The sequence below is a fragment of the Leptospira haakeii genome, from assembly GCF_002812045.1.
GTDB lineage: Bacteria > Spirochaetota > Leptospiria > Leptospirales > Leptospiraceae > Leptospira_B > Leptospira_B haakeii.
Map to the genome: position 1 here is coordinate 70,907 of NZ_NPEG01000010.1, position 20,982 is coordinate 91,888.

Below are 20,982 nucleotides of genomic sequence, written 5' to 3' on the forward strand. Positions count from 1 at the left end.
GTGTCGCAAAGCGACCGAAGCGGAGAGCCCGACCGCCTTCAGCGGGGGCGCCCTTCATTTTTTTTCTCAAATTTCCACTTTTTCCATACTTAGGTATTTACCTAAGTTTATTCTTATGATATAGTTAGGTAAGTGCCTAAGTATAGTAACAGTCTGGACAATATGTTTCACGCTCTGGGGGACCCGACAAGAAGGTCCATTTTAGAACGTTTAAGCATGGGACCCGCAACGGTAGGAGAACTGGCAGAGCCATTTAAAATGGCCCTTCCTTCCCTAATGCAACATCTGGGCGTGTTGGAAGATTCTTCTCTGGTGCGTTCCGAAAAAGTGGGTCGCATAAGAACTTATAAACTTACCCAAGACACCATGAAAGCAGGAGAAGACTGGTTCGTGAGACAACGCACCCATTGGGACAAAAGGCTCGATCAACTAGACAGTTACTTACTTGAAATGAAGGAGAAAGAAAATGGCAAAAACTAATTATTACCAACCGGACCCAAAAACCGATCTAGTTCTTGAGAGGATCGTAGACGTTCCTACGGAACTGGTTTGGAAAGCATGGACCACACCGGAACATATACTAAAATGGTTCACCCCTGCCCCTTGGAAAACCATCGATTGTGAGATTGATCTCAAACCGGGTGGGATCTTCCGCACAACTATGTTGTCTCCGGAAGGACAAGAATTCCCGAATAGCGGATGTTTTTTGGATATCGTAGAAAATGAGAAGCTTGTATTCACTGATATTTTCGAACCAGGTTTTAAACCTACTCCAAGCGGCGGATTTTTTACCGCAATACTTACATTAGAAAAACATGGTAATGGAACCAAGTATCATGTTCTTGCTCGTCATAAAGACGAAGAAAGTAGAAAAAAACATGAAGAGATGGGCTTCCACGAGGGTTGGAACGCAGCTCTAGATCAGCTAGTAGAACTCATGAAAGTAGTTCGTTAAGATTCCCACGGACGATCATCTAAAATCGGAAAGTTTATCTATCTCTCTTCCGGTTTTAGTTGGTCTTTCATTATTCTAAAATGCGATCTTATAAGTTGCGTGGCATCTAACACAATTCTGAGTAAGTTTATCTAATTCTTTTAAAATAATTTTTGTATCTTTCTTTTGTCTTAGGTCTTCTGCAATCTTATCGAATTGATCATGAGTACCGAATCCTAATTGTTTGAATTCGATAGGTAATTTAAGAAGAATTGTTTTTTCTTCGTCCTCAAGCTTTTTTACCATTTCCATTCCGCTTGCTGAAGCAGCCAATTCAGCCTTCTTATAATCGTCTTCAGCCAATGCGGATACGATCCCATTAACGGATGCTAATAGTCCCCTCATCTCTGTTAGAACCAAATTTTTCTCTTGAGAATTCAAATGTATTGCGACTCTTCCATCTATTGATTCGGACACATTTCCGGATAAGAAAAAATAGAGAAAAACGGAAGCAGAAATTATCCATAATACCAAAGAGATCAATCCTAAGGGAATTTTTTTCACAATTTACTCCATTCTAAAATAGTAAGTTTTTATAATATGATATCGTTTATTCAGGATCATTTGACCAGTTTAATAAAAAAATCAGTCAGAGCTTCAGGCAATTCCTTTGGATTCGGCAAGATCCTATAGGATTCTTTTCCAAGCATTGCCGGAAGATATTGTTTTGCACTTTTATCGATTGCAAGTGCAAAAACTCCCACATTGGATCTTTCACATTCTAAGATTGCCTTTTTAACGTCTTCTATTCCGTATTTCCCTTCATAACGATCATAGTCGTTCGGTTTACCGTCTGTCAAAAGTAAGATCCAACGTTTTTGACTTTTTTCGTTTTGGATTAAAGAGAGGGAATGCCGGATCGCAGGTCCAATTCGAGTGTATCCTTTCGCTTCCATTAGCCCTATTTTTTCTCTGGATCTTTCCCAAGGTTCATCAAAACTTTTTATATTAGAATAATCACAATGATTTCTGGTATTGGAATAGAATGAATCTATCCTAAAACGATCTCCAAATTCGGAACAGATCTGTCCGAATAAAACCAAGGAAGTTTTTTCCACATCCAAGATCCTTTGGTTATCCACGTAAGAATCAGTAGATAAGCTCATATCCGCAAGTAGAAGTATAGAAACCTCTCTAAGTTTTTTTCTATCAGACAAATACACATTTTCAGTAGGAGTTTGCCCGCAAGACAGATCCGAAAAATATTGTAGAGTAGCATCTAGATCCAGATCTTCTCCATAAGCTTGCCTTTTTAGGGAAGTTTTAAGATTAAAGAATCGATTCATTCTGGATCGAAGCAAATTTAATGTGTTATAATTCCCTTGGAGAACTTTTCCCGCGAATCCGTGATTTCCATCAGGAAATTTTTTAGGAAAAACCTTACAATGATCCTTTCTATATTTCCTTTTTTTATAATCCCATTCGTCATAAGAGATCGGATTTTGATTAAAACGATCATCCTCCACTTCTCCTGTAAATAGTCCCGATAAAAAATCAGTCCTAAAAATGGAATGTGTAGGTTCATTAGATCGAACCGTATGTCTAAGATCTAACTCCCGGATTGCATCTTCCTGTTCTGATAAAGTATCAGATCCATCAAAATCCCGCCAATTTCCCTGGAACTCTTCGGCAGTTTCCACCTTTTCGAATTGGTGCATTAAAGTATAATCTTCTTGTGAATTTAGATCCGCTTCAATCGTTTCGATTCTTTCTCTGGGCACCCCTTCTAATTCTGTTTCTATTTTATCATTTTCAGTTTTTTGAGAAAGTAATTCCTGAGATGAGATCTGGCTTTCTAATGTAGATGTTGAAGAAGACATCCAAATTCCACGTAATAAAGAAAGATCTTCAGGAATTTTCCTCTTTTCCGCTATTGAACTCTGAAATTCCCTCTCTATGTTCTCTACGGATTCAAGAAGAAATTTTGTATTCGGATAATTTTTCCTTAAACTTTCCAGAACCTGTGGATAAGTTTCCTCTGCGGCCTTTATAGATTCACTCTTACCCTTAATTTCTCCTTTTTTCCAATGAAATCCTAACCTTTTCTGCTCTGAAAGATAAAGTATCCTGAATATATAAAACTGAATATTGGAGAACGAATCCGGCCCATGGGAGTATGATTGTGGCAAAAAATAGAATTGGTCCTGAAATCCTCCTTCTTTTTCAGCAGGCAATATTTCTATATTTTCTCCAGTTAAAGACTTTGCGAGAATAGAAAGTCTTGGTTTAATATCAGATAGTTTTACTATTTTATCCGTTACGGATTGGTCTTTTTCCGAAGAGAAAATTTCTCTAACTGTATCATAGGTCTTTTTGAATACGAACTCTTCCCAACCCATATCAGATCATTAAAGAGACCAGATCTTTTAAAGATCGGATCGTATCCGGATCGTCACTTAATGGTTGGACTATTGCGACCTCGCAGGACAATCTTGATGGTAAACCGGTAGAGATCAATTTTGCAGCATCCACAAGTAATCTTGTAGAACAAGATTCCAATAATCCTAACTCCGTCAGATTCCTGATCTTCTCCGCAAGTTTTACAAGTTTGGAAGAAACAGCCGAAGAAATTCCCGTTTCTTTACTCAATATCTCCGCTTCCGTTTCCTTATCCGGATAATCGAATTGTATGGATATAAATCTTTGCCTTGTAGAAGGTTTTAATTCTTTCCAACCCCTTTGATAACCCGGATTATAAGAAGCAACGAGTATGAAAGAATCAGGGGCTTTCAGATTTTCATTCTTTCTATCTATAAAAATTTCTCTTCTATGGTCCGTCAAAGGATGAATAGAAACAATCATATCCGGTCTTGCTTCCGCAATTTCATCAATATATAATATTCCGCCGGATCGAACACTTCTCGTCAAAGGCCCATCCTGCCAGACCGTTTCCGAACCTTGGATTAAAAATCTTCCTAACAGATCCACCGCAGAAGTTTCCTCATGACAAGACACACTTGTCATGGGAAGTTCTAGTTTAGACGCCATAAATTCCACAAATCTGGTCTTACCACAACCGGTAGGACCTTTGAGCAAGATAGGAAGCCTATTCTTATATGCGTGCTCGAATATTTCTATCTCTTGCCCGATCTGCCTATAATAAGGGACCTCACCTTGTGTTAACATTCCATTTTTATGATCTGTTTTAGGATCTACGGGCAAGAGAAATATCCCCTGAAGCTTGCTCCGCGCCTAAGGCCTCATCTGTAGGAGTTCCAAAACGTATGAAGTTGATAATGAAAGCAACGATCCCGGAAGTGAATACAAGTGCAGCAAGGATCAAACCTAAGAAATGAACTTCAATCTCTTTCTGAACAGTCAAAAAGTCTAATCCTAACTTTCTTTCTAAATAGACTTGTGCGATACCCGCTACTGCAAACGCTCCAGTCATTCCTAACATTCCAATATTAGAAGCCCAGAATGCGAATAGTCCGGTTGGATTATTCCAAAGTTTTCGACCTGTGAGTAAAGGCATTGAATATGTTAAGATCGCAAATACGATCATTGCATAAGCTCCCCAGAATGCGAGGTGACCATGCATAGCGGTGATCAATGTTCCATGAGTGTATAAGTTTACCTGAGGAAGAGTATGAGCGAATCCTAAAAACCCTGCTCCCACAAAAGACATGACCGCACTTCCGATCGTCCAAAATAAAGAGATCGTATTCGGGTGGTTTCTTCCACTTTTTCTATACATGGAGATTGCAAACATTGCCATTGCAAGGAATGCGAGAGGTTCCAACATAGAGAAAAACCCACCTACCCATTTCCAATATTCAGGGACCCCAATATAATAATAATGATGTCCTGTTCCCAAGATCCCGGAAAGGAAAGTTAACCCCACAATCACATACAGCCATTTTTCGATAACTTCTCTGTCCACTCCAGTTAGTTTGATCAGAAGGAAAGAAAGAATACCTCCCATGATCAATTCCCAAACTCCTTCTACCCAAAGGTGAACTACCCACCAACGGAAATAAGAGTCTACTGTTTGGCTATTAAATTCGATCATTCCAGGAAGATATAAAAGAGCCGCGGAGAAAAGACCAAAATACAAAACAAGAGAAGTTGTAGTGTATCTTTTCCCTTTCCAGACAGTCATTCCTATATTAAAAAGGAATAATAGAACGTTAACTACTACCAGATAATCCAATGGACGAGGGATCTCTAAAAACTTTCTTCCCTCCCAAAAATTCAGATGGAATCCTATTATGGAAATAACTCCCACCAAAATCAGAGAGATTAGCTGGATATAGGCAAGTTTCTCAGAATAGACCTCTCTATCAGATTCATCCGGAATTATATAATGGGCTGCACCCATAAACCCCGTGAGCAACCAAACTACCAGCAAATTCGTATGAGTCGCCCTCGCAGCGTTAAATGGAACCCAATCGTGCAAAACATCGAACCCCATTCTGGCGAATCCCATCACGAATCCATAAACTATTTGCAGGGATAATAAGAGCATGCAGGTTGCAAAAAACCAGTACGCAATTTTTTGAGATTTATATTTCATAAAGAAACCGTTATATCCTAATCCTATTTGTTTATTTCAATTGGGAGAGATAAGAGGACAGATCCTTGATCTCGTTATCACTTAGAGGAAGTTTTGGCATAGCGGTTCCAGGTTTGATCTTTTGTGGATCCCTCAGCCAATTTTGTAGATATGCGATATCGTATTTTTTCCCTACGGAATCCAATGCCGGCCCCACATTACCTCCAGCACCTCCGACTGAATGGCAAGCAGCACAGATCTGCTTAAACTTTTCAGGGTGGGCTATAGCAGCAGACTCAGCGTTTATGAGTTGTGTGGAGGACTTATATTCAGGCTTAGGAGGAAATCCTTTTAGATCCAACTCTCCATTCCATTTTAAGAATGCGATGATATCCGAGATCTGAGATTCGGAAAAATCGTACTTAACCATTTTTCTTTCTCCAGGATACATCGCTTGAGGATCCTTTAAGAAAACGCGGATCCATTCAGGACCTCTTCTTTCGTAAACCTTGGTCAATTCAGGTGCATAATACGCTCCTTCTCCCAAGATCGTATGACACCCCATACAATTATTCTTTTCCCAAAGCTCTTTGCCTCGGATCACTTCCTCACTTAAAGTTTTGGAAGAAGTAGAAGAATAAACGTATTTTAAAGAATCATAAGTAAGAAGCAGGAAAACTGCGGAGAATAAAAAGGTTCCAACCAGGAAAAATAATTTCGCCTGAAATTTTGTAAGCATACCCTCTTCCTTATCTTTAAAAAAACCGCGAGCTCGCGGAAAACAGTGATTTAGAAATCGGGAGTATTCTCAGTGATGTTGCAAAAAAATTCCTTGATATAGATCAAGTAGGTTCAGAAAATTTCGGAGCTCTTTTGGCTTGAATTCTTTTTTAAAACAAACATAAAACAATTGTTATGACTAAAACGTTAAACGTTGAAACAAGCGAACATTGGGCAGAAATCCAAAAAGAATTCCCAAACGAACTCTTATCTATCGGCATTCGAAAAAAAATTATAAAGGGTGAAGTAGTTTTCGGAGAAAGAGATCCTTACGATGGATTCTTCGAGATCAAATCGGGCATTTTCAAAGTATATTCCTTATCTCAGGATGGAAAGGAAGCTATCCTAAAAGTATTTTATCCAGGAGAGTTGATCGCTTCTCATCCGATCTTTCAACCGAATGAACCTTGCTTTTATCCTGCATTCTGCGAAGCGCTAAAGGAAGGAGAATTGATATATTATCCTAAAAGAGAATTTACATCCTTCTTATTCGAAAATACCAAAGCTCTTTATTTATTTTCAGCCGTAACCATACAACATCTCAACTATTTCAGAAAAAAATTAGTAGAGAATCTACATCTCTCAGTAAAAGACAGGATTTTAAATTTTTTAAAAGAATGCGGGGCTTCTCAAAAATTTATCACTCTCCCTATCAGCAAAAACCAATTAGCCTCTTTGATCGGAACTACCCCGGAATCAGTAAGTAGAGCGTTTAGGTCCCTTTTGGATGAATGTATCCTGGAAGAAAAGGATTCTTCTTATAAAATATTGAAAGAAAATCACCCGAAACAGATCCATGAATACCCTGCTTTAAGATAATAGTCTTCGTTATATGATCATTTTTAAGCTTGACCTCTGGATAGTGCATACACACCATTCAGTCAGAAGATATGAAAAATAAACCTTCCTCTTCGGAACTCAAAAAAATAGGACTCTCCTGCTTGAATGTAAGTTTAAGAAGGACTGCAAGATTAGTTACTTCCTATTATGATTCCATACTTAGACCTTCCGGGCTTAGAATAACACAATTTAGCATCTTAGTAGGAATTGGACATGAAGAAGAATGTAGTATCACGGACCTCTCCAGACTCACAGATATAGACAGGACTACATTACAGAGAAGTTTGGAGATCCTAAAACGGGATAACCTGATCCGGATCGAAAAAAAGGAAGCCGGAAATATCCGAAATCTATCCCTCACCAAAAAGGGAGAGTCCAAATTAGCGGAAGCTATTTTACTCTGGAATGAAGCACAGAGCGAACTTACCAAATCATTAGGAAAATCTAAATTCCAAGAAACCTTAAGGATATTATCCAAAGTCAGAAAAATTCCGGTTTTAGAAACCCAAAATCAGGTCTAAGGATTATATTGGAAGCGACGGTTCCTTAAACTGTAAATAGTGTATATACAATATATTAGGAGACGATATGGTAGTTTTAGTAGACGGAGTAAGAACGCCTTTTGGAAAATTCGGCGGAGGATTAAAGGATTATAGCTCTTCAGATCTGGCAGTGATCACCGCAAAAGAAACGATCCGAAAGACCGAAATGGACCCTAAAGAAATTGAAGAATCTATTTATGGAAATGTAATACAAGACAATAAGGATTCTGCTTATTTAGCAAGGCATATAGGACTTAGATCCGGGCTTTCACAATCTTCCAGTGCGCTTACAGTAAATCGTCTTTGCGGCTCCGGACTAGAAAGTATCATAATAGGAGCTCGTAAGATCGCATCCCAAGAAAACAAACTGATTCTTGCTGGAGGAACCGAATCTATGAGTAATGCTCCCTTCGTTTTAAAAGGAGCGAGATGGGGAAATAAATACGGGGATACAATCGCAGAAGATAGACTCGCCCAAAGTTTAACAGATTGTTTTGTAGATTTGACCATGGGAATGACTGCCGAAAATATCTCTTCTCATTTCAAAATTTCCAGAGCAGACCAAGATGATTGGGCAGGGATTTCTCAAGTGAGAGCAGAAAAAGCAAGTTTAGAAGGAAAGTTTTCGGATGAGATGATCGGCGTCGAGACCGGAGGAAAAAAGTCAATTCTTCTAAACCGAGATGAGCAGATCCGGGGTGCTGAATGTGTGGACCAATTAAAAAAACTTCCTACAGCTTTTTTGAAAGATGGAACCGTAACTGCAGGAAATGCTTCCGGAATCAATGACGGAGCAGCTTCCGTCCTACTTTCTTCAGAAGAATATACAAAACAATTACGACTGAATCCTTTAGCAACCATATTAGGTTATGCGAATGTAGGCTGTGATCCTAAAATGATGGGGCTCGGGCCTGTGTTTGCAATTCCCAAAGCTCTCCAAAATGCCGGATTAAAACTAGAAGATATAGATCTGTTCGAGATTAACGAAGCATATGCTTCTCAGACTTTGGCAGTGATCCGAGAACTCGGTTTGGACCCGGAAAAAACAAATGTAAACGGAGGAGCAATCGCGATCGGCCACCCTCTTGGCGCAAGTGGAACAAGGGTTACACTTACTTTAGCCTACGAATTAAAACGCAGGAATCTAAGATACGGTGTAGCTTCTCTTTGCATAGGTGGCGGACAAGGGATAGCAATCGTATTAGAAAATTATAATTTTAAGAAATGATCTCGCTTAAAACGAGAAAAGGATAGTAGCGGAAATACCGTAAAGTATCTTCGCCTCTAAAACTTTATGGAAAAAAGAGGACTCGCCTATTAAAAGAATCCGTTGCCCAAAGACCGCAAGGAGCGACCGCCACAGATACAAGGCTTCCAATATTTTCTGCAGTAGCTGCTCCGTTAAAACCCGAAGTAAAATCAGGTTTACCTAATACACTATCGGCTGCTTTTCCAACGGTAAAAGGAGGAGAAAAACGTACAGCTCTTCCGTTATTTGTATCCGCTACCCAAACCGCCCCATTGGACTGAATGTCGATTCCATTCGGACCCATTAAGGCCGACTGGCTCGTTCCTCCCGTTGAGCTAGTAAAACTAGGTTGCCCGAGAACCATGCTTGCTGCCATTCCATTTGTAAAAGGAGGACTAAATCGAAGGACCCGATTATTTCCAAAATCCGCAACCCAGAGATTTCCCGAGGGGTCTACTGCAAGACCCGTAGGAGTGGTGAATCTAGTATCTGACGCAGCCCCGCCTCCGGCGGTGGTAAAATCGTTTGCACCAATTACTACATTTGCATCCATGCTTGACGTAAGCGGTGGAAAAAATCCTAGAACACGGTTATTCCAATAATCCGCTACCCAGACTTTGCCATCTCCGCCAACCGTAACTCCATAAGGATTATTTAATGTGTTTATAGTTGTGCTAGACGCTCCGGTTCCAAGCATAATATCATACGTGCTTGAGGAATTCATTCCGGCTGCAAAATGTAGTACCTTGTTCCCAGTAGAAGTAGTTCCTGCAACCACCCAGATCCCGCCGGTTAAATCCATAGCCATGAGTCTGGCTTCCATCGGGTTCACAGTAAGTATAATGTCTGAGCTTGCATTCGTTTGTAAAGGTGGAGCGAAATGCATGATTCTAGAATCGGCAGGACCGCCATAAGTATCCGTTATCCAAAGCCCCCCTTGAACATCCATTGCGGCTCCACCAACACCTCGGAATTCGTTGGGGGCTGTTCCGAAAACAGTGTTGGTCGTAAAATCCGGTTGGCCTATAACCATGGTTGCGGCCTCTCCGTTTTTAAAAACATTGCAGGAATTTCCGACAACCTCAGCTCCGCAGGTGGAGCTTGTATCATTTAGAATGAATTTTAAAAGTTGGGTATTTAAGAACGTATCACTTGAGGGATCACAAGGGTTCTCGGTAGAAATAGCCCCACAACTTATAAGCAGAGTCGCACAGAAGGTATATAATAAATTATTAATATTTCGATTCAAGGGAAGAAATCCGGACATTCGATAGTTAATTTAGACGAATTGCTTTCGGTTGCAAAGCAATTTATTTACTAAACGAGTTAAACCCTGATCCCTCAAACGAGTAGCTTTGGATAGTTAGAGGGAATTTATTACAATTTAAAAGAGTCCGTTTTTGATTGGGAGAGATCTCAACAAACTAGAAAGAAACTGGAAGTTTTAGTCTTCTTTTTAATATTTCGATCTCTTCCGATTTTTTTTCCGAGGACCAGTTCCATTCTTTACCCACAATTTCAGCTACTTTAAATAACACATCGTCTGTAGGAAGTCCAACAGTCCCAAGACCGGTCCGTCTTAAGAAAATGTCCTGCAAATTCATGGCCATTTCGAAACGAATCGCGTATAGAACTTGAGCGGCCAGTTCACCGTCTTCATCCAATACTTCTGATAATTGTTGAGATGAATTTGCTAACTCTAGAATAGCTCCGTATTCAGTCCCGTAATGACGGACCAAATACTCTATCGTATTTTTGGAAATATTAGGGTAAGAACTTTTAGCATTTTCTAAATAGGATTCTATGTTTTGGATCTCACATCCTTTTAAGAACTTCTTCTCAGAAATGTTTGGTCCTGTTTTTTTAGAAAATTTCTTTTGGATGAGTTTGAATATTTTTTCTGCAAAGTGACGGCTAGTAGTATATTTTCCACCACCTGCGCTGATGAGACCTTCTATTCCTTCTTTTGAATGATCTAACAATTCCGATTTTCTAGAAGCTGAGTAAGTTTCCTTATCTTCTCCTCCGGTTTCTGCAAGAGGTCTAAGCCCACCATAAGCAAACTCTATATCTTTTAATTCTAATTTTTCGGAAAGTAAACCTGAAGAATTGATATATTCCAAAAATTCTAAAATACTTTCTTTAGAAAGTTTCCAATCTTCTACAGGGCCATAATATGCTTTTTCAGTAGGCCCGATCATATTCTTACCTCTCCAAGGAGCAAAACTGAAATGTCCCTTTTTGCCTACATGAAGCACCATGGTATCGAAATATTTTTTAGTGATCAGATAAATCCCTTCAGATCTTGTTTTAGGAACTGGAACTTTGATTTTTTTAGTTCCATTAAGGAAGTCTTGGCTCCATGGCCCGGAAGCATTCACGACCACAGAAGCGTTTAATTTTACGTTTTTATTATGAATGATATCTTTAACAACAGCTCCAGTCACTCGATTCCCATCGAATAATAATCCTTCTGCTCTTGTATAATTGGAAACGGATGCACCTTCTTGCACCGCCGATTTTAGAAATGCAAGAGTCAATCTTTCGGGACTAGGCATGATACAATCATAAAAATAGATCGCAGAATCCATAACCAAGCCACGGCTTTGGATCTCTTTTTTAGAAAGGTTTTTATGTGCAGGGATCCTTTTAGATTTGTCCCAAGTTCGATTTCTATCAAAAGAAAGTAGATCGTATACCAATAGACCGATCTTTTCCAAAAGCCCGGGATTCGGAAGTATCATTGGATAAGGATATACTAAGTTCGGAGCTATATTGGATAAAATCCTTCTTTCCTTCAATGCCTCTCTGACTAAAGAAAGATCAAAACGTTTTAAGTATCTAAGTCCACCATGGATCAATTTTCCTGTGGCGGATGATGTTGCTCCGCCGAAATCCTCTTTTTCGACCAAAACAACAGAAAGTCCTCTACTCGCTACCTCATATGCTAAGGCAGAACCCGTGATCCCACCCCCTATGATCAGTACATCGAAGTAGGTCTCGTCTTTTACCCTTTCGATAAATCGATCCAATTTTTGAGGATTCATTTACCTACCTTGGAGGAAGAAATGATCTCACTGATTTCTTTTTGTAGAGCTGCTCTTTCACTTTCTATATTCCAAAGCCCTAAACGAAAAATTAATATAGGGAGTCTCCATCTTTCTATTTTTTTCCAATCCATTCCGGAAACGGAAAGATATCTTTTTAAATAACCTTTTAAGATGAACTTTCGAACTACAGTATAGAATAAAACTTTTAAGAATGGGGTTCCTGGCCAAAGTTCCGCATCTTGGAATAGAAAAACAGTGGAAGCGACATCCGCTGCCGGATCTCCTTTTAAAGCGGTCATCCAATCTATGATCACAAACGAATCCTTTGTAACGATCACATTTTCAGGATGAAAATCCAGATGTAAAACGGAAGAACCTTCGGGTAAATTTTCTATAAATTGTTTTGCGATCTTTTTTTCCTCTTTACTCAAGAAAGAAAGAGGCTCTTTAGAAAGGACCTTTACCGCTTCCGATCTGATATCCTTCATCTTTTTGGCTTGTTTATTATGTAAGCCCAGATGAAGGTCCGCGAGTATTTTAGAAAGACTGAAAAAGGTCAGAGGTTTTTTATCAGGGAGTTTGGTGAGAGAAATCCCATCCAATCTATCAAAGATCAATCCGTGTCTATCTCCGATCTTGACCTTTTCATAACATTTCATGGAAGTTGCTTCTACTGAATAGGCAATTACGGAATTAGAATATTCGGTATCCACCTCGGAGGCAGGGAATTCTTTAAAAAATAATTTTAAGATCTTATTTGGTCCATATTCCGAAATTTCGGCGGACCTACCTATTGCGATTGATTTTCCAGGACTTGGTCGGTTTGATTTTTTGGGAGGCATGATTCTCTTCTTTATATATTAAGCAAAACTGATTCTATACTTATACATGCGCTAGCAAGAAGTAATTTCAGTAATTTTAAATAAGTTTGATGCCGAAATATAAATTTCTATTTTTTAGTTTTTCTGCTAATACCTAAAACTGAAATATCATCCTGTTTCGGTGATCCGCTCAAAAATTCATCTAATTTATTCAATATTTGATCGATCCCTTCTCCTATAGGAATTCCTTTTAGATTTCCTACGATCGCCTCTACCCTTTTTTCTCCGAATTCTTCTTTATTAGAATTCCATTGTTCAAAAAGGCCGTCCGTAAAAAGTATCAGCTTGGAATCTTGGGTGAATTCCATCTCATTAGAAGTGTATTTTGTATTCGGGATTACGCCCATGATCCTTCCGGTTTTTTCTAAAGAGTGAACCTCTCTGTCTTGGATCAAATATTGAGGCACATGTCCAGCAGAGGAATACCGGATTAAATTCAAATTTGTGTCTATATCGACTACTATGCAGGTAAAAAATTGATTCAAATTTTTGAATGTATGTAAGAACTCGTTGTTCAAATGGTATAGAATTTCAGTAACGCTATAAATCCCACGCTTTAGAGATTCATAAATTGCTTTGATCGCCATGGTCAAAAGAGCAGCCTGCACTCCATGCCCAGTTGCATCTGCAAGAAACACCCTGGTCAACCCCGGGCGAAGTTCCATAATATCAAAAAAATCCCCTCCTACTTCCGTAAGTGGTAGATATCTTACCGTAATTTCCAAATCTCCTGTAAGCTTATCTTGCTGAGATATGATCCCTGATTGGATCTTTCTAGCGGTGGATAGATCGCTTTGGAGTAAACTTAAGTTATGCTCTAACTCCACAGCCAATGTTTCTTTTTCTTTAATATTGGTTCTAATTTTATCCAATACTAAATTATATCTTTCTGCGATCTGCCCTACTTCCGTAAACGGTTCTATCGAAAGATCCTGGCTCAGATCCCCTGTCTGTTTCTGGTATTCCATTTCCAAAAACAAATCAATCAACTCAGTGGTAGCTCTATGTTCCGTATAATTGAGTCCCTGGTATTCATTTTGAGGAGAAACTCTCAGACTATAAAAACGATGTATAATAAAAAGAAGAGGATAACTCACACCGAAAGAAAGAATCGCACAGGAAATAACACCGAGCAACTGCACGAGGATCTGGGTGTTTCTATCCAATCCAGTACCTAAAATAGAAAGATCCCCAAAAAAACCTACAGCTAAGGTACCCCAGATACCGGAAATAAGATGAACAGGAATAGCACCAACCGCGTCGTCTAGTTTAAGTTTATCTAAAATAACTCCCGCTTCGAACATTAGAATTCCTGCAACTAATCCGATCAAAATTGATTCCAAAGAATTAACCGCATTACAAGGAGCAGTGATCGCAACAAGTCCGGCCAAGGTACCGTTTAAAGGAAGAGTGGCTTCTGCATATTTCAAGCGAATCCAACCGTAGATCAAACTGGAAGCCATTCCGCCGGAAGCTGCAAACATAGTATTTGCAATGATCTTTGGAACTTCGGACGTGAATGCAAGAGTACTTCCCCCATTAAATCCTATCCAACCAAACCAGAGGATTAATGTTCCAAGCATAGCAAGTGGAAGATTATGCCCTGTGATCTTTCTGACTGATCCATCTTTACCATATTTTCCGGTTCTGTTTCCGATGAGTATCATCGCAGAAAGCCCGACCCATCCACCTACACTATGAACTGCAGTGGAGCCTGCAAAATCCATAAAGCCAAGATGAGCGAGCCAACCAGTAAATTGATCCCAATTTTCTAGACTTCTTCCCCAAACCCAATGACCAAAAATCGGATAGATCAAAGAAGAAATGATTGTCGTGACTATGATATAGGCTCCGAATTTCATTCTTTCTGCAACTGCACCGGAAACTATAGTGGCAGCGGTCCCACAAAACATAAGTTGAAATAAGAAGAAAACGGAAGTTTCAGGACTTGTTTTTGAAAAATCAGGAAAGAACATATCCTTTCCGATCCAACCATTATAGGTTGAACCAAACATAAGTCCGAATCCTATTGAATAAAAAACAAGGGTCGCAATCCCGAAGTCTGTAATATTTTTAATCGCTACGTTAATCGAATTCTTGGTTCGAGTAAGGCCGGATTCCAGGCATAGAAATCCGGCCTGCATGAAGAAGACCAACCCGGAAGAAAGAATGATCCAAAGAATATCGAAACTCGTTTTAGGCATCGAATTTCTTATTCCAGGAAATGATAAACGAATTGGCAAGAAGCATTTCTGCTAACTCTTTAATATACTAGTTTTTAAAGATGTAAGATATATTCGGGCTCCCGATCCCAACGATCATGTAACCCATCTAGGTAGTGTACCGGTGCTTCAGCCCATTCCTTAGGGTCTAAATTATCCAAAGAACCTAGATTGATCGCGATAAATTCACCTCCCGCATCTGGAAAATCGCCCGCACCACCAATACGCACACCGCAATGTTTACAGAACATTACATCGATCCGAGTGGAATATATGTTTAGCTCCGTCTCTCCTTCCAAATAACGAAAGTTTTTCGGGGATACGGAAGCTCCCCAAAATCTTACTTTAACGCAGCTAGTGCAATTACATTTAAAAGTCCCCTGAGATAGATCAATCCATGCCTCAAAACGGACTTTTTTGCATTTGCAACTTCCTAAATATTTTTTCAAAGCCATTTGGAAAATCTAAGAAAATTGGAGCTCTAAATTCTCCAGTGTACTGACCCAACCCTCTTTATGACCTTCCATAGAACTTTCGGATGAAAGTTTTTCATGAGTCAGTAACACTTCTGTTCCTTCCCCCTTGTCCTTAAATACCACTGTAACGAGAGTGTTACCTTGGTCCGGACCTTCCCAACCATGAGTAAAAACGAGCTTTTCGTTCATAATAATTTCCTGATATGTCCCGGTAGCGATATAAACCTCGCCGTTCCCTAACATTGAGGTCCTAAATTTGCCACCTACTTTGAAATCCATTTGGATCTCTCCGATTTTCAATTCCTTAGGACAGCCCCATTTTTTCATAATTTCAGGTTTAATCCAGGCTTCGAAGACTTTCGATCGACTCGCTTTTATAAACTTAGATATTTGCAGTTTGTATTCTGCCATTTTCATTCTATTTCCTCCAACAATTCCTTGAGAGAATCCAACTGTTCTTCCCAGAATTTCTTATAATGTTGTATCCACCTGTCCGCACTCATCATTGCTTTTCCATTAAGGCTTAAATAGGAGAAGGAGCCCTCCTTTCTCCTATTCACTAACTTTGCTTTTTCCAAAACCTTAATATGTTTGGAAGCAGCAGCTAGCGACATTTCGAAAGGTTTTGCGATCTCCGTGATCACCCTCTCCTTTTTAGAAAGACTTCTGAGCATAGCCCTTCTCGTCGGGTCAGACAATGCCTGAAAGATCAGATTGAGGTCGTATTTTCTAGATTCAACCATATGGTTAAATGTATATCAGAGACTCCAACAAGAGTCAACCATTTGGTTGAATGTTTTTCGATTTTTTATCTGAAAAATCATTGCCATAGACCATCGGCCAATAAAATTCTTTCATGCGTTTCTCCCTCATCACTTCTCTTTTCTTACTTACATTTTCCATTTTTCCTAAAACTTCCGAACATGTTGATACATGCTCCAAATTCAAAAATATGAATGATCGGAAAAGATGTTATTCTAAGGAATACCAAGCTGCGGACAAAGAACTGAACGTGACTTATAAAAAGATAAGAGAAGGTTTATCTGATTCCCAAAAGGAAGATTTAAAAAAATTGCAAGTTCTTTGGATTGGATATAGGGACGGTGTTTGTGAAGGACCCATGTATGCTTCGGATGAATCCGGTATAGAAACGGTCATCTGTAAAACCGGAACCACAGCCGAAAGAACTAATTATCTAAATCATGTTTGGAAATTTGGCACGGTATCTAAGGAAGGATTGGGTTCTTATACGGATGGTTTCGGAGGAAATTTAAAACTTTTTAGAGATAAATCGAATAAGAATGTCCAATTTTCTTTCGAGGTTGTTAGAGGTCCTACGGCTCATCTGGGAGAAGTAAACGGAAATTGGACTCCAAGTAAAGAAGGCAAATGGACCTGGGCTTCTACTGATGGTTGTAAGTCGGAAGATCCTGATTGTTGTTTATTGGAGTTTGAATATTTTCAAAACAGGATAGAAGTAGAGGAAGTTTCTTGTTCTGCATATCATGGAGCAAGAGCTTATTTTGGCGGAAGTTATAGATACGAATTCAAGTAAAAAGTAGAACGCAAAATAGTTTGCCTCAAAACAAAAACCAAGTCCCGTTCTTTAAATATTTCTTATATATTACATATATAAGTTATTCATAACAGTTGTATCTCATTTATCCAATCTTTTGTATTTTATATTTCTATAGATTCTCACTGTCATATTTTTAGTTTTTTCTTGCTCTACGCATCCAGCCCCAATATATTCGCCGCTGTTTGGATTATTTTTGTAATCAGTTTACAAAAATTTTTCGAAAGAACTTTCAGATGAAAAAAATATTTGGAGATCCCTATGCGATTCTTTTTGTTAGCCTTGTGCTTAACTGCGTTCTCAGTAGGCCTTTGGGCAGATTGTCCGGACTATATCACTCCTTCTAACCCACCTACCTTCTCAAAACCAACCAAAAGAAGTTTCCGTAATTTCGGAAACACGATCTTGGCCGGTCTATATGTACCTTATCATATGGTTTACGATACGATCGTAAAATCAGGATCGAATGCAACTATGGTTGGTAAATTCGATTACGATGCGGTATTTCACAAAGATTTGGAAGGCGAATACATTCATGTTTATATCTATGGGACTGCAATGAGCGGTTGGACCTATGTGGGTCGTTACACCACGAATGGTGATGGAAAGATCACTGCAAACTTAGGAGTCCGCGCAACAGGTGACTATATCGTTCGTATGGTGGTAGAAGGTGATCTTTCTAGCGCTGATGGTTATTTAACTGTAGCTGATCCAGGTCGGCAAACCGTTCTATTCGATGTGGATGGAACCTTGACCACAAATGATTTTGAAGCTCTTGCAGATTATGCGGGTATTAAAATTGCGGACGCTTATTATTACGCTCCGGAAACCGTAAACGCATATCGTAATAAAGGTTATCAGATCGTTTATTTAACCGGTCGTCCTTATTGGAATACAAAAGATACTCGTGAGTGGTTCCCTTCCAAAGGAATGAAATCTTGGCATTACCATCCTAGTTCAGATTATTTAGGCGCGAATGTTCAGGCTTACAAAACTGATTATATCAACTATTTGCGTAATACCGTCGGTTTGGATATTATTCGTGCCTATGGAAATGCGACTACAGATATTGCAGCGTATGCAGCCGGTGGTATTCCAAAATCGAATACTTGGATCATAGGAGAAAATGCAGGTAAAGAAGGAACCCAGTCAATTACTGGAAATTATTCTCTTCATTACAATACTGTAGTAGCGAGCACTCCTCAATCTTCTTCCTGTTATTGAAAATTTACTCGATATCGAATGCCTTTCTGAAAAAGGCATTCCGAGGAAGAATTTTAGAGAAACATAAACTACTTGACCTTCGGTCGATAGCCGCACTTATATCTTTACAATCCCCTTCACCTCTAATATTTTGGATCGGAATTAAGGAGAACTTATGCAATCCATCCAGAATATTTTTCTAAATAAGAGAACCATCGCGGCACTCTTACTTTCTTTTACACTCGCCTACTGTGCCACAACAGAACCAAAACCTAAAATCGAGATCCAAAGTTCTAAAACTTCTATCCAAATCCAGCCAATCTTTCATGGAAGTTTGGTACTAACAATTGGTGAAAAGACGATCTATGTGGATCCCTCTTGGGGAGGAGAAAAGTATAAGGATCAGAAAAAACCAGACCTGATCCTAATTACTGATATTCATCCTGATCATATGGATCTAAAAACTTTAGGAGAGATCGCTACTAAAGAAACTCAGATCATAGCTCCGGAAGCAGTTGCGAAAGAAGCAAAAGAATACACTAATATCACTCGTTTGAAAAACGGACAATCCACTTCGGTTGGTGATATTAATTTCTCCGCGATTCCTATGTATAATATTACCAAAGAACATTTGGATAAACATACGAAAGGAAGAGGAAACGGTTATTTGATCAAGTTCGGCGGAAAGACGATCTATATTTCAGGAGACACTGAAGATATTAAAGAAATGAGAGCTTTGAAGAATATCGACATTGCATTTCTTTGTATGAACCAACCTTATACAATGACCGTAGAAAAAGCTGCAGACGCAGTGAAAGACTTTAAACCGAAAATTGTATACCCTTACCATTACCGTGGAAAAGACGGCCTAAGCGATACTGAAAAGTTCAAAGCACTCGTAAAAGAGTCTAGCCCTTCCACCGAAGTAGAATTGATCAACTGGTATTGATCGATTAATCGATAGTTTCGGAAAAGAGAATATTTTTCTTTTTCGAAACTAGTTCTTTTATACATCCAAATCAAATCATTCTTCAGTAGAATCTAATCCCGCCGATTTTTTGAATTCTTGCGGGGTTTGCCCAGTATGTTTCTTAAAAGTATCATAGAAGGAAGACTTGGATTGAAAACCCACAGAGAATGCCAGATCCAGTATATTTGTGGAAGGATCATTTAGAATAATACGTTTTGCTTCTTCTATTCTATATTTTTTAAGCAGGTCAGGAAAGGAAATATTCAAAACTTGGTTTAGAAGTTCTGAAACTTGATGCACAGATAAACCTAAAACTGCAGCAAGATCACTGATCCTTAATTCTTCCTCTAAATAGATTTTATCCTCATCCAGAAGTTTGTTCAAACGAGCTAGAGTATCTTCTACATTAATACCGATGATGGTAGATTTTTTCTTTCCGGATATGTCTGAAGACGTCTTATCAACTTGGAAATTCTTAAGCTCTTCTCTTCTTAATGAAATCTCATGTTCTAATTCTCGGATCCTCGTCCTAACCGAACGGCTAGTCAGGAATATATTTATTGGAACAAAGAGTGCTATAAAAAATAAGAAACTTTTCCCATCAAAGGAAAAGAATGCCTTATATGAAATAATGTTTAATAGCTCTATCGCAAGCAAAGAGAACATTCCAAATACAAACCAACGAGTTTGGATGGTTTTTCTTTTTGTAGCAACCAAACTGAGAACGATTGCTGTTCCAGTCACAGCCAAATAGAAAATAGTAAAAGAGCGAGAAATGAACTGCCTTGGAAATTTAGTAAAACTTAAAGCGATCATGATTGCAGTCAGAATGTTTACTATATTATAGAAGTACCAAACAGGTTTGAAATTCTGCCTGATCTTCAAAAAATGAGACACCCATAGAGTTCCTGAAATGATCAGAGACCCTATCATGATCTTCTTTCCTAAGGAAAGAGGAAAACCGAATCCTGGAAATAGGTATCTGGAAGCTATCCCGGACACGAATAAAAACGTAAGGCCGATTCCAAATGAAAATAGGATCTGATACAAGATCCACTTAGAACGAAGACGAATATAGGAATTGATCAGATACGCAATCTGAACGATTACAAGCGCGAGAAGTGAGAATACAATCCCTGAATAAACTGTAGAGATGGAATATAATTCTTCCGCGCTTACTAATCGAACTTCCGAAAGTATATAATTCCTAGACTGTATCCTAATATTGATCTCTTGGCTATTCTCCAGAAATTTTCGGAGAGGAAAAACCGGGAATATCCCAGGAATCAGCCACTCATTCACCGGATGAATAAAACCGGCCTGCAAACAATCTTCTTTTAGATCACAAACCTGAACTGAATCCAAAAGACTCCAAGGGAAGATCAGAAATTCTGTCTTAGATTCCTCCGGTAGATTACCGATCCGAAAGCGTAGATTGATCGGTTCCGGATAGAATCCCCAGTCGAGCAGTACCGAGAAATCATCTATCTGCTTCCAATGAGTTTGGTCCGAATCTTGGATGCGGAGATGCCCCACATTCTTCTTATCCCCTTGGGAATAGACCTGAGTAGAAATTACTAAAATCAGAATCCAAATCAGAAATACTTTTATTCTAGACATATTGATCATTCAAGAATCCTGTCCAAACTTATAAACCGGGACGATTTTCTCCATCTTAAATGCTACTAATATATGAGGAAACAA

At 39.0% G+C, this 20,982-nt stretch carries 21 protein-coding genes; 8 read left to right on the forward strand and 13 right to left on the reverse strand.

Translation table 11 applies throughout. The features are described from left to right. The first annotated feature begins 162 nt into the window (after positions 1 to 162). Together CH377_RS14565 and CH377_RS14570 are read left to right on the forward strand one after the other, a co-directional pair. Complete coding sequence (locus CH377_RS14565) at positions 163 to 480, forward strand: ArsR/SmtB family transcription factor (RefSeq protein WP_100724494.1); 318 nt, start codon at positions 163 to 165, stop codon at positions 478 to 480. Further along, positions 467 to 955: an SRPBCC family protein gene (locus CH377_RS14570; RefSeq protein ID WP_100724495.1), complete on the forward strand. Its 489-nt coding sequence runs from the start codon at positions 467 to 469 to the stop codon at positions 953 to 955. Before CH377_RS14565 ends, CH377_RS14570 begins: the two co-directional genes overlap by 14 nt. Before the next feature lie 75 nt (positions 956 to 1,030). Here the strand turns inward: CH377_RS14570 and CH377_RS14575 are convergent, their stop codons facing one another. From CH377_RS14575 to CH377_RS14595, 5 genes are read right to left on the reverse strand one after another with little or no spacing between them, the layout of a single operon-like run. Then, positions 1,031 to 1,498, reverse strand: coding sequence for a hypothetical protein (locus tag CH377_RS14575; RefSeq protein WP_100724496.1), 468 nt, complete (start codon positions 1,496 to 1,498; stop codon positions 1,031 to 1,033). 56 nt (positions 1,499 to 1,554) lie between these two features. Further along, entirely contained in the window at positions 1,555 to 3,333 is a 1,779-nt protein-coding gene (locus tag CH377_RS14580) for a nitric oxide reductase activation protein NorD (RefSeq protein ID WP_100724497.1), read from the reverse strand. A 1-nt stretch (position 3,334) separates the two neighbouring features. Beyond that, a complete protein-coding gene (locus CH377_RS14585) occupies positions 3,335 to 4,120 on the reverse strand; it encodes a CbbQ/NirQ/NorQ/GpvN family protein (RefSeq protein WP_165780516.1) in 786 nt (261 codons plus the stop codon). 19 nt (positions 4,121 to 4,139) lie between these two features. Then, positions 4,140 to 5,510 (reverse strand): cbb3-type cytochrome c oxidase subunit I, encoded by a 1,371-nt coding sequence (locus tag CH377_RS14590; RefSeq protein WP_100724499.1) that lies wholly within the window; start codon positions 5,508 to 5,510, stop codon positions 4,140 to 4,142. 31 nt (positions 5,511 to 5,541) lie between these two features. After that, positions 5,542 to 6,228 carry a c-type cytochrome gene (locus CH377_RS14595; protein WP_100724500.1) on the reverse strand — a complete coding sequence of 229 codons (687 nt, stop codon included), beginning with the start codon at positions 6,226 to 6,228 and terminating at the stop codon, positions 5,542 to 5,544. Positions 6,229 to 6,404: 176 nt separating this feature from the next. On the opposite strand from CH377_RS14595, the gene CH377_RS14600 reads away from it, so the two are divergent. The 3 genes from CH377_RS14600 to CH377_RS14610 all read left to right on the forward strand — a co-directional run bounded on the left by CH377_RS14600 (position 6,405) and on the right by CH377_RS14610 (position 8,879). Further along, positions 6,405 to 7,088: a Crp/Fnr family transcriptional regulator gene (locus CH377_RS14600; protein ID WP_100724501.1), complete on the forward strand. Its 684-nt coding sequence runs from the start codon at positions 6,405 to 6,407 to the stop codon at positions 7,086 to 7,088. A 71-nt stretch (positions 7,089 to 7,159) separates the two neighbouring features. Next, on the forward strand, positions 7,160 to 7,630 hold the full coding sequence (locus CH377_RS14605; RefSeq protein ID WP_100724502.1) for a MarR family winged helix-turn-helix transcriptional regulator: 471 nt from the start codon (positions 7,160 to 7,162) through the stop codon (positions 7,628 to 7,630). Between the two features lie 67 nt (positions 7,631 to 7,697). Continuing rightward, positions 7,698 to 8,879 (forward strand): thiolase family protein, encoded by a 1,182-nt coding sequence (locus CH377_RS14610; RefSeq protein WP_100724503.1) that lies wholly within the window; start codon positions 7,698 to 7,700, stop codon positions 8,877 to 8,879. 64 nt (positions 8,880 to 8,943) lie between these two features. On the opposite strand, the gene CH377_RS14615 is transcribed toward CH377_RS14610, so the two are convergent. The 7 genes from CH377_RS14615 to CH377_RS14645 form a co-directional block, all read right to left on the reverse strand. Next, entirely contained in the window at positions 8,944 to 10,149 is a 1,206-nt protein-coding gene (locus CH377_RS14615; RefSeq protein ID WP_243402117.1) for an NHL repeat-containing protein, read from the reverse strand. A 175-nt stretch (positions 10,150 to 10,324) separates the two neighbouring features. After that, complete coding sequence (locus tag CH377_RS14620; protein ID WP_100724505.1) at positions 10,325 to 11,947, reverse strand: glycerol-3-phosphate dehydrogenase/oxidase; 1,623 nt, start codon at positions 11,945 to 11,947, stop codon at positions 10,325 to 10,327. Continuing rightward, entirely contained in the window at positions 11,944 to 12,792 is an 849-nt protein-coding gene (locus tag CH377_RS14625) for a phosphotransferase family protein (RefSeq protein ID WP_100724506.1), read from the reverse strand. The genes CH377_RS14620 and CH377_RS14625 overlap by 4 nt, the downstream gene beginning before the upstream one ends. 107 nt (positions 12,793 to 12,899) lie before the next feature. Beyond that, a complete protein-coding gene (amt, locus tag CH377_RS14630) occupies positions 12,900 to 15,035 on the reverse strand; it encodes an ammonium transporter (protein ID WP_100724507.1) in 2,136 nt (711 codons plus the stop codon). 74 nt (positions 15,036 to 15,109) lie between these two features. Then, on the reverse strand, positions 15,110 to 15,508 hold the full coding sequence (locus tag CH377_RS14635; RefSeq protein ID WP_100724508.1) for a GFA family protein: 399 nt from the start codon (positions 15,506 to 15,508) through the stop codon (positions 15,110 to 15,112). Positions 15,509 to 15,517: 9 nt separating this feature from the next. Continuing rightward, positions 15,518 to 15,940, reverse strand: a complete 423-nt coding sequence (locus CH377_RS14640) for an SRPBCC family protein (protein WP_165780512.1) — start codon at positions 15,938 to 15,940, stop codon at positions 15,518 to 15,520. A gap of 2 nt (positions 15,941 to 15,942) precedes the next feature. After that, positions 15,943 to 16,272, reverse strand: coding sequence for an ArsR/SmtB family transcription factor (locus CH377_RS14645; RefSeq protein ID WP_100724510.1), 330 nt, complete (start codon positions 16,270 to 16,272; stop codon positions 15,943 to 15,945). A 113-nt stretch (positions 16,273 to 16,385) separates the two neighbouring features. On the opposite strand from CH377_RS14645, the gene CH377_RS14650 reads away from it, so the two are divergent. The 3 genes from CH377_RS14650 (at position 16,386) to CH377_RS14660 (ending at position 19,257) form a co-directional block, all read left to right on the forward strand. Further along, positions 16,386 to 17,084: a lysozyme inhibitor LprI family protein gene (locus tag CH377_RS14650; RefSeq protein ID WP_100724511.1), complete on the forward strand. Its 699-nt coding sequence runs from the start codon at positions 16,386 to 16,388 to the stop codon at positions 17,082 to 17,084. Between the two features lie 282 nt (positions 17,085 to 17,366). After that, the gene (locus CH377_RS14655; RefSeq protein ID WP_100724512.1) at positions 17,367 to 18,329 is read left to right on the forward strand and encodes a lipin/Ned1/Smp2 family protein; all 963 of its coding nucleotides are present in this window, start codon (positions 17,367 to 17,369) and stop codon (positions 18,327 to 18,329) included. Between the two features lie 154 nt (positions 18,330 to 18,483). Continuing rightward, a complete protein-coding gene (locus tag CH377_RS14660) occupies positions 18,484 to 19,257 on the forward strand; it encodes an MBL fold metallo-hydrolase (protein WP_100724513.1) in 774 nt (257 codons plus the stop codon). Positions 19,258 to 19,332: 75 nt separating this feature from the next. Here CH377_RS14660 and CH377_RS14665 read toward each other — a convergent pair whose 3' ends face one another. Further along, on the reverse strand, positions 19,333 to 20,898 hold the full coding sequence (locus CH377_RS14665; protein ID WP_100724540.1) for a helix-turn-helix domain-containing protein: 1,566 nt from the start codon (positions 20,896 to 20,898) through the stop codon (positions 19,333 to 19,335). Positions 20,899 to 20,982 lie beyond the last annotated feature (84 nt).